Annotated in this window: 12 protein-coding genes; 8 read left to right on the plus strand and 4 right to left on the minus strand. The window is 72.3% G+C overall.

Features of this window, described 5'->3' with window-relative positions:
* The gene (locus AB6L24_RS01815; RefSeq protein ID WP_405651216.1) at window positions 1–777 is read right to left on the minus strand and encodes an IclR family transcriptional regulator; all 777 of its coding nucleotides are present in this window, start codon (window positions 775–777) and stop codon (window positions 1–3) included.
* A gap of 217 nt (window positions 778–994) precedes the next feature.
* Here AB6L24_RS01815 and AB6L24_RS01820 point away from each other — a divergent pair, with 217 nt between their 5' ends.
* From AB6L24_RS01820 to mmsB, 6 genes are all read left to right on the plus strand, one after another.
* Window positions 995–2,149 (plus strand): mandelate racemase/muconate lactonizing enzyme family protein, encoded by a 1,155-nt coding sequence (locus AB6L24_RS01820; RefSeq protein ID WP_405651219.1) that lies wholly within the window; start codon window positions 995–997, stop codon window positions 2,147–2,149.
* Window positions 2,150–2,238: 89 nt separating this feature from the next.
* On the plus strand, window positions 2,239–3,231 hold the full coding sequence (locus AB6L24_RS01825; protein WP_405656998.1) for a zinc-binding dehydrogenase: 993 nt from the start codon (window positions 2,239–2,241) through the stop codon (window positions 3,229–3,231).
* A gap of 152 nt (window positions 3,232–3,383) precedes the next feature.
* Entirely contained in the window at window positions 3,384–4,352 is a 969-nt protein-coding gene (locus AB6L24_RS01830) for a hypothetical protein (RefSeq protein ID WP_405651222.1), read from the plus strand.
* 3 nt (window positions 4,353–4,355) lie between these two features.
* Window positions 4,356–5,459 carry a multiple monosaccharide ABC transporter substrate-binding protein gene (gene chvE / locus AB6L24_RS01835; RefSeq protein ID WP_405651224.1) on the plus strand — a complete coding sequence of 368 codons (1,104 nt, stop codon included), beginning with the start codon at window positions 4,356–4,358 and terminating at the stop codon, window positions 5,457–5,459.
* 53 nt (window positions 5,460–5,512) lie between these two features.
* Entirely contained in the window at window positions 5,513–7,060 is a 1,548-nt protein-coding gene (mmsA, locus tag AB6L24_RS01840) for a multiple monosaccharide ABC transporter ATP-binding protein (RefSeq protein WP_405651227.1), read from the plus strand.
* Window positions 7,061–7,068: 8 nt separating this feature from the next.
* On the plus strand, window positions 7,069–8,298 hold the full coding sequence (gene mmsB, locus AB6L24_RS01845) for a multiple monosaccharide ABC transporter permease (RefSeq protein WP_405651229.1): 1,230 nt from the start codon (window positions 7,069–7,071) through the stop codon (window positions 8,296–8,298).
* A gap of 38 nt (window positions 8,299–8,336) precedes the next feature.
* Here the strand turns inward: mmsB and AB6L24_RS01850 are convergent, their stop codons facing one another.
* The gene (locus AB6L24_RS01850) at window positions 8,337–9,083 is read right to left on the minus strand and encodes a dienelactone hydrolase family protein (RefSeq protein ID WP_405657000.1); all 747 of its coding nucleotides are present in this window, start codon (window positions 9,081–9,083) and stop codon (window positions 8,337–8,339) included.
* A gap of 172 nt (window positions 9,084–9,255) precedes the next feature.
* Between AB6L24_RS01850 and AB6L24_RS01855 the strand changes: the two genes are divergently transcribed.
* Window positions 9,256–9,717 carry a MarR family winged helix-turn-helix transcriptional regulator gene (locus AB6L24_RS01855; protein WP_405651232.1) on the plus strand — a complete coding sequence of 154 codons (462 nt, stop codon included), beginning with the start codon at window positions 9,256–9,258 and terminating at the stop codon, window positions 9,715–9,717.
* 2 nt (window positions 9,718–9,719) lie between these two features.
* On the opposite strand, the gene AB6L24_RS01860 is transcribed toward AB6L24_RS01855, so the two are convergent.
* Window positions 9,720–10,400, minus strand: a complete 681-nt coding sequence (locus AB6L24_RS01860) for a GntR family transcriptional regulator (protein WP_405651234.1) — start codon at window positions 10,398–10,400, stop codon at window positions 9,720–9,722.
* A 141-nt stretch (window positions 10,401–10,541) separates the two neighbouring features.
* Complete coding sequence (locus AB6L24_RS01865; protein ID WP_405651236.1) at window positions 10,542–12,176, minus strand: PLP-dependent aminotransferase family protein; 1,635 nt, start codon at window positions 12,174–12,176, stop codon at window positions 10,542–10,544.
* 28 nt (window positions 12,177–12,204) lie between these two features.
* Between AB6L24_RS01865 and AB6L24_RS01870 the strand changes: the two genes are divergently transcribed.
* Window positions 12,205–12,804 carry a LysE family translocator gene (locus tag AB6L24_RS01870; protein ID WP_405651239.1) on the plus strand — a complete coding sequence of 200 codons (600 nt, stop codon included), beginning with the start codon at window positions 12,205–12,207 and terminating at the stop codon, window positions 12,802–12,804.
* Window positions 12,805–12,852 lie beyond the last annotated feature (48 nt).

Genomic DNA, 12,852 nt, shown 5'->3' on the forward strand with positions numbered 1-12,852 from the left:
TCAGCGCCCCCCGTCCCGGTGCCCCAGCCGGGACGACAGGTCGGCCGCGCCCTTCGCGGCCAGGGCGGCGAGTTCCGGTTCGCGGGTCTCGGTCCAGCGGATCATGGGGACCGAGATGGAGAGGGCGGCGACGACGCGGCCCGTGCTGTCGTGGACGGGGGCGGCGACACAGCTGACGTCCGGGTTGGACTCGCGGTGTTCGGTGGCGATGCCTCGCGCGCGGATGTCGGCGAGGGCGGCGTGCAGCGCGTCGGGGTCGGTGATGCTCTGGTGGGTCATCGCGACGAGTTCGCCCTCCTCCTCCATGCGCAGCGCGAGCTCCTCGGGCGGCAGCGAGGCGAGCAGCATCTTCCCGACGGAGGTGCAGTGCGCGGGGAGCCTGCGGCCGGCCGCGGAGACCATGCGGACGGCGTGGGTGGAGTCGACCTTGGCGATGTAGATGACGTCCAGGTCCTCCAGGATCGCGACGTGCACCGTCTCGTCGCAGGTCTCGGCGACCTCCCGGGCGACCTGCTGGCCCTCGGCCGCGAGGTCGAGCTGCTCCGCGTACCGGCTGCCGAGCTGATAGGCGCGCACGCCGAGGCGGTAGCGGCCCGGCTGGTCCGGCAGGGACACCAGGTAGGAGCGGGCCGCGAGCGTGGTGACCAGCTCGTGCACGGTCGTGCGCGGCAGTCGGAGCTTGCGGGTGATGTCCGGCGCCGAGAGCGTCCCGTCGCCCTCCAGGAACAGTTCGAGCACGTCCAGCGCCCTGGTCACCGCGGGAACGAGTCGTCCCATGCCCCTCACCCACCCCTTGTTGTTCGAAACTCCGGCCACTGACCGGTATCACGAACACAGGCTAACCACACCTCAGTTCACCGGGCAATGATCCGGCGGAATCGAGCGGCGCGCGACCCATTGACACCCTCCGCGTGGCCTGAATACGGTCGCGCCACCATTTCGAACGAGTGACGAAATCTCGAACAGACTCGATGGAGAGCAGGGGTCAACTGCCGTGCGCATCACGGGAATCAGCACTCATGTCGTCGGGACGCCCTGGCGCAATCTGACCTATGTGGTCGTCCGCACGGACGAAGGTCTCACCGGGGTCGGCGAGACCCGCATGCTCGGCCGCACCGACGCGCTCGTCGGCTATCTGCGTGAGGCGGAGGCGAACCACATCGCCGGTTCCGACCCGTTCGCGGTCGAGGACCTCGTGCGCCGCATGAAGTACGGCGACTACGGGCGGGCCGGCGAGATCGTGATGTCCGGCATCGCCGTCGTCGAGACGGCCTGCTGGGACATCAAGGGCAAGGCGCTCGGCGTCCCGGTGTGGCAGCTGCTCGGCGGCAAGGTCACCGACCGGGTCACGGCGTACGCGAACGGATGGTACACCACCGAGCGCACCCCGGAGGCGTACCACAAGGCGGCGGCGGAGGTGGTGGCGCGCGGCTACCGCGCCCTGAAGATCGACCCGTTCGGGACCGGGCACTTCGAGCTCGACCACGAGCGGAGCGCCTACGCGGTGTCCCTGATCGAGGCCGTGCGGGACGCGATCGGCCCGGACGTCGAGCTGATGCTGGAGATGCACGGCCGGTTCAGCCCGGCCACCGCGGTGCGCCTGGCCCGGGAGCTCGCGCCCTACCGGCCCGCCTGGCTGGAGGAACCGGTGCCCCCGGAGAACCTCAAGGCCCTGAAGAAGGTCGCGGACAAGGTGGAGCTGCCGATCGCCACGGGTGAACGGATCCACGACCGGACCGAGTTCCGCGAGCTGTTCGAGTCCCAGGCCGCCGACATCATCCAGCCCGACCTCGGCCACATCGGCGGCATCCTGGAGACCCGCAAGCTCGCCGCGACCGCCGAGACGCACTACGTGCTGGTGGCCCCGCACAATGTCGGCGGTTCCGTGCTCACCGCCGCGTCGCTCCAACTCGCCGCCTGCACCCCGAACTTCAAGGTCCTTGAGCACTTCAACGACTTCGCCGACGCGGAGATCAAGAAGGTGGTGCGGGGCGCGCCCGAGGTCGACCCGGAGACGGGCTGCTTCGAGATCTCCCACGCGCCCGGCCTCGGGGTGGAGTTCGACCCGGACGCGGCCGCCGCGTTCCCGCAGCAGCGGGCCCGGTTCGACCTGTGGGCCGAGGGCTGGGAGCAGAGGTCGCCGAAGTGAGCGGCCCGCGCACAGCGGGGCACGCCGAGGCCGCCGCGCCCGACGCCACCCCCGGCACTCCCCCGGCGGGCCCCAGCCGTTCCGTCGTCGTGACGCGGCCGGGCGCGCACCGCCTGGCCCGCGGCGAGGTGCCCGTGCCCGGCCCCGGCGAGGTCCTGATCCGGGTCGCCGCCGCCGGAATCTGCGGGAGCGACCGGGAGGTGTACGACGGCCACCGGGACGCCGCGTACGTCCGCTATCCCGTCGTCCCGGGCCACGAGTGGGCCGGGACGGTCGAGGCGGTCGGCGCGGGTGTGGCCGCGGGGCTCGTGGGCCGCAAGGCCGTCGCCGAGGGGTTCCGGGCGTGCGGGGTGTGCGAGCGCTGCCGGAGCGGCGAGACCAGCCTGTGCGCCGACGGGTACGCCGAGACCGGGTTCACCGAACCGGGCGCGTTCGCCGACCATCTCACCGTCCCCGCACGGCTGTTGCACCCACTGGCGGACGACGCCGACCTGCGGGCCGCGGCGCTGCTCGAACCGGCCGCCGTGATCGCCGCGGCGGTGCGGGCCGGACGGCCGCGGCCCGGGGAGCGCGTCGCGGTGGTCGGCGCGGGCACGCTGGGGCTGCTCGCGGTGCAGTTGCTCGCCGCGTCGAGCCCCGCCGAGCTGATCGTCGTCGATCCGCGGTCCGGGCGCGGGGAGCAGGCCCGCGCGTTCGGCGCGAGCGCGTCCCTCGTGCCGGACGAGGCGGCCGCGCTCCACGGCCGCTTCGACCTGGTGGTGGAGACCGCGGGGGCGCCGTCCACCGCGGCCTCCTCTTGCCTGCTCGCGCGCCGGGGCGGCCGGGTCGTGCTCACGGGGATGTTCGCCCCGGGTGCGGCGGGGATCGACCCGGTGCATCTGTCGCTGAGCCAGCTGGAGCTGCGGTCGGTCTTCGGGGCGCCGTCGGCGGCCTGGTCGGACGCGGTCCGCGCGTTCGGGCTCGGGCTGCTCGACCCGGCGCCGCTCATCACGCACGAGTTCCCGCTGGAGCGCTTCGCCGCGGCCGTCGCGCTGGTCGGGTCCGGCGATCCGACGGTGGGGAAGGTGCTTCTGCGTCCCTAGGTGGTGGCGATCGGCTCACGGAACCTAACCCGCGCCGTCGGGGCCGCGCGCCCTGATCGCCCTGCGGGCTCGTCCTCAATCGCCGGACGGGCTTTTTCTCCGCCCGCACATCCGACCAGTGTCCGAAATATCGAACCACATGGAGGAGCTCCATGACCGCCCACCTCAGCCCCCGGCGCCCCGGCGCCCACGCCCTCGCCCGCATCGGCCACCCCGCCCCCCGCAGCGACCCGGCCGACGCCTCGCCGCACGCCTTCCCCGACGGCGGCACGTGGCGTACCGAAGTCCCGTCCGTCGAGGGCCCGGAGGCGCTGGCCGCCGTGCTCAAGGAGAGCGCGCGGCACGACGTGCCCGTGCACCGCGTCAGCCAGGGCAGCGGCGTGTGGATGCTCACCGACGACGAGATCACCGAGATGGTCGGCGCGTGCGCCGAGCGGGACATCGAGCTGTGCCTGTTCACCGGACCGCGCGGCACCTGGGACATCGGCGGCTCCACCCGCACCGACTCCGGCGGCGCCGGGCTCCGCGCCCGCGGCCACGACGCGCTCGCCGGGTGCGTCGAGGACGCGCTGCGCGCCGCCGAGCTGGGGGTGCGCTGTCTGCTGGTCGCCGACGAGGGCGTGCTGTGGACGCTGCACCGGCTGCGGGTCGCGGGCCAGTTGCCCGCCGACACCACGCTGAAGCTGTCCGCGCTCACGGGGCCGGTCAACCCCGCCTCGTACGCCGTGTACGAGCGCCTGGGCGCCGACTCCCTCAATGTGCCCTCCGACCTGACCGCGGACCACCTCACCGAGATCCGGCGGATCAGCCGGGCTCCGATGGACCTGTACATCGAGGCGCCCGACGACCTCGGCGGCTATGTCCGCATGTACGAGACGGCCGAGCTGATCCGGCGCGGCGCCCCGCTCTACCTCAAGTTCGGGCTCAGCAAGTCGTCCGGCGTCTACCCCTACGGGGCCCAGCTGCGCGAGCACACCCTCGCCACCGCCCGCGAGCGGGTCCGGCGGGGCCGGCTCGTCCTCGACCTGCTGGCCCGGCACGGCGCGGCCGACGGGATGTCGCCGCTCGGCTCCCGGCTGCCCGGCGAGCTGAGCCGCTTCCCCGTCCCCGAAGGGAGCTGACCCGTGCGCACCCGCACCCTCCTCACCTCCGCGAGCGCCGTGCTGCTCGCCGTCTGCCTCACCGCCTGCGGCCAGGAGGCCCGGGGCGGCAGCCGCTACCGGCCCGACGACGGCAAGGGCGGCACCATCGGCCTCGCCATGCCCACCAAGGCCTCGGAGCGCTGGATCGCCGACGGCAGGAACATGGCCGAGCAGTTCAAGAAGGCCGGGTACGAGACCGACCTGCAGTACGGCGACGACAAGGTCGAGAACCAGGTCGCCCAGCTCGAGAACATGATCACCAAGGGGCACCGGCTCCTCGTGGTCGCCGCGATCGACGGCTCGGCGCTCACCGACGTGCTGGCGCGGGCCCACGACGCGGGCATCCGCGTGATCTCGTACGACCGGCTCATCCTCGGCACCGCGCACGTCGACTACTACGCCTCGTTCGACAACGAGCGCGTCGGCGAGCTGCAGGGGCGGTACATCGTCGACCGCCTCGGCCTCGGTGCGCCGGAGAAGGGCGCGGGCGAGGAGTTCGACGTCGAGCTGTTCGCCGGCTCCCCGGACGACAACAACACCAAGTACTTCTGGAACGGCGCCATGAAGGTCCTGAAGCCGTATCTCGACAGCGGGCAACTCGTCGTCCGCAGCGGGCAGAAGCGGATGAGCCAGGCCACCACGCTGCGCTGGGACGGCGGCACCGCGCAGAAGCGCATGGACGACCTGATCAGCAAGAACTACGGCGACCGCACGGTCGACGCGGTCCTCTCCCCGTACGACGGCATCTCCATCGGTGTCATCTCCGCCCTCAAGAGCGCGGGCTACTCCGGCAAGGACCTGCCGGTCGTCACCGGGCAGGACGCGGAGCTGGCGTCGGTGAAGTCCATCATCCGCGGCGAGCAGACCCAGACCGTCTTCAAGGACACCCGCAAGCTCGCCGCGCAGGCCGTGCGGATGGGCGACGCGGTCCTCCATGGCAGGAAGCCGAGGGTCAACAACACCACGGACTACGACAACGGCGAGAAGACCGTGCCCGCCTTCCTCCTCAAGCCCGTCAGCGTCGACCGGAAGAACACCGGTCTGCTGGTGCGCGAGGGGTACTTCACGGCGGGACAGCTGCGGTGAGCGGGACGGCCGACGGACGCGTGGGCACCGAAGCGGACGGTCCCGTCCTTCAGATGCGCGCCATCACGAAGACGTTCCCCGGTGTCACCGCGCTCTCCGACGTGAACCTGACCGTGCGTCGCGGGGAGATCCACGCGATCTGCGGTGAGAACGGCGCGGGCAAGTCGACGCTCATGAAAGTCCTCAGCGGTGTGCACCCGCACGGCAGTTACGACGGCGAGGTCCGCTTCGAGGGCGAGCCGGTGGCCCTGAAGGACATCCGGGCCGCCGAGCGGCACGGGATCGTCATCATCCACCAGGAACTGGCCCTGGTGCCGTATCTGTCGATCGCCGAGAACCTCTTCCTCGGCAACGAACGGACCACGGCACGCGGCCTGATCGACTGGGACGCCACCCTGCGCGAGGCGGCCCGCCTCCTGCGGCGCGTGGGCCTGCGCGACAGGCCGCAGACGCCCGTCGCCGACCTGGGCGTCGGCAAGCAGCAACTGGTCGAGATCGCCAAGGCCCTGGCCAAGGAGGTGAGGCTGCTCATCCTCGACGAGCCGACGGCCGCGCTCAACGACGAGGACAGCGCACAGCTCCTCGACCTCGTCCTGGAGCTGCGCGGGCAGGGCATCGCCTGCATCGTCATCTCCCACAAGCTGGGCGAGATCCGCCGCATCGCGGACGCGGTGACCGTCCTTCGCGACGGCAGGACCATCGAGACCCTCACCGTCCGCGACTCCCCCGCCGCCGAGCCCCGGCTCTCCGAGGACCGCATCATCCGCGGCATGGTCGGCCGCGACCTCGACCACCGCTTCCCCGACCGCACGCCCTTCGAGGGGCATCGCGACATCGCCCTGGAGGTGCGCGGCTGGACGGTGCGCCATCCGGTCGACCATCAGCGCAAGGTCGTCGACGACGTGTCGCTGACGGTGCGGCACGGCGAGATCGTCGGCATCGCGGGCCTGATGGGCGCGGGCCGCACCGAGCTGGCCATGTCCGTCTTCGGGCGCTCGTACGGGATCTACGTCTCGGGCAGTGTCGCCGTCGACGGGCGCGAGGCGGTGACGAGGACCGTGCCGCGCGCGGTGGCGGCCGGGATCGCGTACGTCACCGAGGACCGGGGGCGCTACGGCCTGAACCTCATCGACAGCATCAACCGCAACGTCTCCCTGGCCTCGCTGCCCGGTATGCGCCCACCGGGCCCCGGCGGACGCGGCTTCGTCGACGAGCACCACGAGCGGGCCGTCGCCGAGCGCTACCGCGCCACCATGAACATCAAGGCGCCCACCGTCTTCGAGCAGGTGGGCCGGCTGTCGGGCGGCAACCAGCAGAAGGTCGTCCTGAGCAAGTGGATCCACGCCGACCCCAAGGTGCTGATCCTCGACGAGCCGACGCGCGGCATCGACGTCGGCGCGAAGTACGAGATCTACACCGTCGTCGACCAGCTCGCCGCCCGCGGCAAGGCCGTGCTGCTCATCTCCTCCGAGCTGCCCGAGCTGCTCGGCATGTGCGACCGGATCTACACCATGGCCGAGGGCCGCCTGACCGGCGAGGTCCCGCGCGGCGAGGCCACCCAGGAAGTGCTGATGCGCCATATGACCAAGGACAGAGGCTGAGGCCCGCCATGACCACCACGACCACCCCGCCCCAGGACTCCACGGCGGCCACGTCCCCGGCGCGTTCGGCTCGTGAGCTGCTCCTGGAGAGCGCCCGCGCGAACATGCGGCAGTACGGCATGCTCGTCGCGCTCGCCTTCATCGTCGTCCTCTTCCAGATCTGGACGGACGGCACGCTGCTGCTCCCCAACAACGTCTCCAATCTGATCCAGCAGAACGGCTACATCCTCATCCTGGCCATCGGCATGATGATCGTCATCATCGCGGGCCACATCGACCTGTCCGTCGGCTCGTTGGTCGCCTTCGTCGGCGCCATGGCGGCGGTGATGATGGTCAAGCACGACATGCCGTGGGTGCTCGCGCTGGTCCTGTGCCTGGTCATCGGGGCCGTCGCCGGTGCGTGGCAGGGCTTCTTCATCGCCTACCTCGGCATCCCGTCGTTCATCGTCACCCTCGCCGGGATGCTGGCGTTCCGGGGGCTCACCCAGATCGTCCTGGAGGGCCAGTCGATCGCGCCGTTCCCCGACGGCTTCCAGAACATCGCCAAGGGCTTCATCCCGGAGATGGGCCCCTACACGCAGTACCACAACCCCACGCTCGTGCTGGGTCTCGCCGCGGTCGTCCTGCTGCTCCTGCGCGAGTGGCGCGACCGCAAGCGGCAGTCTGCGTACGACCTCGATCCGCTGCCGACGAGCCTGTGGGTGGCCAAGTGCGTGGCCCTGACGGCCGCCGTCACCGCCTTCACCCTGACGCTCGCCAGCTTCCACGGCGTGCCGGTCGTCATGCTCATCATGTGCGGCCTGCTCATCCTGCTCGGCTACGTGATGCGCAACGCGGTCGTCGGCCGCCATGTGTACGCGCTCGGCGGCAACAAGGCCGCGGCCAAGCTGTCCGGCGTCAAGGACCAGCGCGTCACCTTCCTGGTGTTCGTGAACATGGGCGTCCTCGCGGCACTCGCGGGCTGTGTGTACGCGGCCCGGCTCAACGCGGGCACCCCGCAGGCGGGCCTGAACTTCGAACTGGAGGCGATCGCGGCGGCGTTCATCGGCGGCGCCTCGATGAGCGGCGGCGTCGGCACCGTGATGGGCGCCGTCATCGGCGGCCTGGTCCTCGGCGTCCTCAACAACGGCATGTCGCTGGTCGGCATCGGCACGGACTACCAGCAGGTGATCAAGGGGCTCGTGCTGCTCGCGGCGGTCGGGTTCGACGTCTGGAACAAGCGGAAGATCGGCCGCTAGGTCCGGTCGGGGCCTTGCGGCCGTGCTCCCCGCGTCGCCTACTGCCCCCGCAGCGTGCGGTCGAGGAGGGGCAGCAGCCGGTCCCAGTGGCGCCGCAGTCCGTCGGGGTCGAAAGCGTCGGTGTCGGCCATGGTGAAGCCGTGGACGGTGCCGGGGTAGACCTCGGAAGTGTGGCGGGCGCCCGCGGCCTCCAGGGACTCGCCGAGCTCCCTGACGGCTTCGGGCGGCAGGTCGTCGGCCAGGCCCAGGTGGACCTCGGCGGTGAGCCCGGGGACGAGGCGGTGCGGGCTGTCGGGCGTGTCCGTGACGACGTGGCCGGGGTGGAATCCGGCGACGGCGGCCACGCGGTCGGGGTGGGCCGCGGCGGTGCGCAGCGCGAAGAGGGTGCCGATGCAGTAGCCGGTCACGGCGACGGGTCCGGCGCCGACCTCGGGCTGTGCGGTGAGGAAGGTGAGGTACGCGTCGGCGTCGCGCGCGGCCCGCTCGGCGGTGTGCGCTTCCAGCAGGGGCATGAGCCGGGCGATGACCGCGGGCCGAGCGTCTTCGTCGATGTGGTCGGGGAGTTCGACGACCGGGGCCGGGCCGTGACGGTGGTGGAGGTTCGGGACGAGCACGTAGTAGCCGTGGCCCGCCAGCTCGCGGGCCATCTCCTTCAGGACGGGCCGCAGCCCGAAGGCATCCGAGTACACCAGCACCCCCGGGTGCCGCTCGCCGTCGTCGGGGAACGCGGCGAACGCGTCGGCCGGGCCGTCAGGGGTGGGTATCTGGAGCGTCTTGGTGGGAATGGCGGATCTTCCTTCCTCGGATGCGCCGACCAGCGTTAGTCGCACTAACGATGGCGGCGCGAGTGAACGTATATCGTTAGTCGGACTAACGCAATGGAGAGGCGTCATGACCGCAGCCGAAGGCCGAGCCGCAGCTCAACCTCCAGCCCGGGCCCGGGCTCAAGCCGTCGGCATGCCCGACGACGGCGGGCTCAGGACACCCGACCGGCTGCGCCGCCGGACCAGCCGACTCCTGTCGCAGCTGACCGTGCGGTCGGACCGGCTGATCAACGAAGGCCTCGCGGCCCGGGCCGACGCCCGCAAGTGGCACTACGCCGTGCTCGCCTCACTCCAGGATCTCGGCCCCGGCAGCCAGGCGACCCTGAGCCGACGCACCGGCATCTACCGCAGTGACATGGTCGGCGTCCTCAATGAGCTGGCCGGGCGCGACCTCGTCGAGCGGACGCCCGACCCCGACGACCGGCGCCGCAACCTCATCACCATCTCCGACCGGGGCCGCCGCCGACTGCGCCGCCTGGACCAGGTCCTGGACGCCCTCCACGACGAACTGCTCGCACCTCTGAGCCCGGCCGAACGCGAGCAGTTCACACAACTGCTCACCCGCCTCCTCGACCACCACACCCGGGCGGCCTGACGTCACCGCCGCCCGTCGTCCGCCCCGTCCCGGGGGAAGGCCCGCTCCACGAACGACGCGATGTGCGCGTGCAGGGCGCTCGCCGCGCCCTCGCCGTCGCCCGCCAGGGCGAGCCGGAGGATCTCGCGGTGCTCGGTGGCCTCCCGCCGCCAGGACGGCGCCGCGGCCCAGGCGACGGCCGACACCAGCGCGGCCTGGTCTCGGACCTCGTCGAGCATCCGCCCGAGCAGCGGGTTGCCGCACGGCAGATACAGGGCGCGGTGGAACTCCCGGTTGGCCAGGGAGCGTTCGGCGGTGTCGGCGGCCGCGTCGGCGCGGGCCAGCGCCTCGCCCGCGGCGTCCAGGGACGCCCCGGCACGCACCGTGCGCCGCAGCGCCTCCGGTTCGAGGAGCAGCCGTACGTCGTAGACCTCACGGGCCATGTCCGCGTCCACCGTGCGCACCGTGACGCCCTTGTACTGGTTCATCACGACGAGCCCGGTCCCGGCCAGCGTCTTGAGCGCCTCGCGCACCGGCGTCTTGGACACCCCGAACGACTCGGCGAGCTCGGTCTCCACCAGGGGCTGCCCCGGCGTCAACTGCCCGGTGAGGATGCGGTGTTTGATCGCCTCCTGCACGAACTGGGTGCGGGAGGGGATCGGGACGGGCACGGTGGTCGTACCTGCCTCTCGGACGGAGGTCATACCGGCCTCCCGGCTTTCACGCACGGCGTCTCATCGGCTCTCACGTACGGCGTCTCATATATGACGTACGACTGGACGCGTCGAAGGTAGAAGCGGGGTGACGGTTCGTCAATGCCTCCCGCGAAAGAGAGGTCGTCGCGCTCACCGGAGCAGGCCCTCGAGGACCGAGACTCCCTCCCGAATGTCCGACGGTGTGCTCGCCGCGTAGCCGAGGACCAGGCCCGGGCGCCCCGGGCGCTGCGCGTGCCAGGACAGGGGCTGCACCTTGACGCCGTGCTCCAGGGCGGTCGCGGCGAGGGCGACGTCGTCGCAGCCGGGCTCCAGGGTGACCGTCAGGTGCAGGCCCGCGGCGGCGCCGTGCACGACGGCTGCGGGCAGCCGGTCCGCGAGAGCCGCGATCATGGCGTCCCGCCGGCCGCGGTGACGTCGGCGCAGGAACCGCAGGTGGCGCTCCAGTTCACCGGACTCCATGAGGTGGGCGAGGACCAGTTGGGGCAGGGCCGCGTTGCCGAGGTCGGCGAAGCGCTTGGCGTCGACGAGGGCGTCCCGGTAGCGGCGCGGTGCGAGCAGCCAGCCCACGCGCAGGGCGGGCGCGAGGAGCTTGGAGACGCTGCCCGCGTACGCGACGTGGTCGGCGAGGGTGGAGCGCAGCGCGGGCACGGGCGGGCGGTCGTAGCGGTGCTCGGCGTCGTAGTCGTCCTCGATGATCAGGCCGCCGTCCCGGGCCCAGTCCGCGAGTTCACGGCGCCGGACGCCGTCGAGGACGACGCCGGTCGGGAACTGGTGGGCGGGGGTGAGCAGCGCGACGCGGGCCCCGGTGGCGCGCAGCGCGTCGACGCGGACGCCCTGCTCGTCCACGGGCACGGGCGGCGACGCGAGCCCGGAGTTGCGCAGGTGCTGCCGGATGCCCAGAGAGCTGGGGTCCTCCAGGGCGACGCGCGTGACGCCCTCGTCCTTGAGGACCAGGGCGAGCAGGCCGAGCGCCTGGGCGGTGCCCGCGACGATCAGGACCTCGTCCGGGTCGGCGGCGATTCCCCGGTTCAGGGCGAGCCAGCGGGCGACGGCGCGGCGCAGCGCCGGGGTGCCGCGCGGGTCGCCGTAGCCGAAGTCGGCCGGCACGAGTCCGGCGAGCACCGCACGCTCGGCGCGCAGCCAGGCCGCGCGGGGGAACGCGGCGAGGTCCGGCAGGCCCGGCGAGAGGTCGACGCGGGCGGGCGCGGCGCGCAGCGCGTCGAAGACGCCGGTGTCGAGGGGGTCGCCGAACAGAGCGCGCTCCTCCGACGTGCCGTCACCTTCCTCCGCCCGGAGCGCAGCGGCCCGCCACTCCCCCGTCGGGCGCTTCCCCGTCCCACGCTCCTCCGCCCGCCGCCCCACCGCCCGGCGCCCCACCGGGCCACGCCCCGCCTGGCCGCGCCCCCCGTGCTCACGCTCCACAGGGTCGTCCTCCGGCGGGCGCACCAGCGGCGCCGCCAGGACCACGGTCCCGGCCCGCCCCCGCCCCTCGACGTGCCCGTCCTCCGTGAGCCGCCGGTACGCCTCGGTCACCACGCCCCGCGAGACGCCCAGCTCGTCGGCGAGGACGCGGGTGGCGGGCAGCCTGCTCCCGGGCGGCAGCAGGCCCTCGGCCACGGCCCGCCGGATCTGCCGGGCCAGCCAGTCCGACATCCCGCCCCGGGGTGCGTCGGCCGGGTTCAGCTGCAGGAAGTCGGAGGCGGCCACGGTCGCGCCGGACCCCGTTATGGACCTGTCGGAGGGAGATCCATTGGACCTGTTCATGGATCCATTGTGACGGCAGAGTCAAGCCATGGAGTTCCTGCTCACCACGATCGTCCTGACCGTGACACCCGGCACCGGCGTGCTGTTCACCATCGCGGCCGGTCTCTCCCGGGGCACCCGGGCCGGTCTCGTCGCGGCGGTGGCGTGCACCGTCGGGATCGTGCCGCACATGCTGGCGGCGCTCACGGGTGTCGCCGCGGTGCTGCACACCAGCACCCTGGCGTTCCAGACGCTCAAGTACCTGGGTGTGGCGTATCTGCTCTTCATGGCGTGGAAGACCCTGCGCGACACGAGCGACCTGGCGGCGGAGCGGGACGACGCGCCGCGCTCGGTCGGCGACGTCATCGTCTCGGCCGTCCTGCTCAATCTGCTCAACCCCAAGGTGACCATGTTCTTCGTCGCCTTCCTGCCGCAGTTCGTCGACAAGGACGAGCCCCATACCTTGCTGCGCATGGCCGAACTCAGCGCCGTCTTCATGCTGGTGACGCTCGTGGTGTTCGCCCTGTACGGGGTGTTCGCCGCGGCGGTGCGCGACCACGTGATCGGGCGGCCCCGGGTCATGGCGTGGGTGCGGCGCGTCTTCGCGACCGCGTTCGCGGCACTCGGCCTCAAGCTCGCCTTCCTCTGACACGCCCCCGTCGCCCCACCTCCCCCGCCCCCCCCTGTCCCACCTCCC

Source organism: Streptomyces sp. RK9 (genome assembly GCF_045070545.1).
Classification (GTDB): Bacteria; Actinomycetota; Actinomycetes; order Streptomycetales; family Streptomycetaceae; genus Streptomyces; species Streptomyces alboflavus.

Coding starts and splice junctions, on each gene's coding strand:
- AB6L24_RS01815 (WP_405651216.1), bottom strand. CDS start 777: ATGGGACGACTCGTTCCCGCGGTGACCAGGGCGCTGGACGTGCTCGAA.
- AB6L24_RS01830 (WP_405651222.1), top strand. CDS start 3,384: ATGACCGCCCACCTCAGCCCCCGGCGCCCCGGCGCCCACGCCCTCGCC.
- mmsA (WP_405651227.1), top strand. CDS start 5,513: ATGCGCGCCATCACGAAGACGTTCCCCGGTGTCACCGCGCTCTCCGAC.
- mmsB (WP_405651229.1), top strand. CDS start 7,069: ATGACCACCACGACCACCCCGCCCCAGGACTCCACGGCGGCCACGTCC.
- AB6L24_RS01855 (WP_405651232.1), top strand. CDS start 9,256: ATGCCCGACGACGGCGGGCTCAGGACACCCGACCGGCTGCGCCGCCGG.
- AB6L24_RS01860 (WP_405651234.1), bottom strand. CDS start 10,400: ATGACCTCCGTCCGAGAGGCAGGTACGACCACCGTGCCCGTCCCGATC.
- AB6L24_RS01865 (WP_405651236.1), bottom strand. CDS start 12,176: ATGAACAGGTCCAATGGATCTCCCTCCGACAGGTCCATAACGGGGTCC.
- AB6L24_RS01870 (WP_405651239.1), top strand. CDS start 12,205: ATGGAGTTCCTGCTCACCACGATCGTCCTGACCGTGACACCCGGCACC.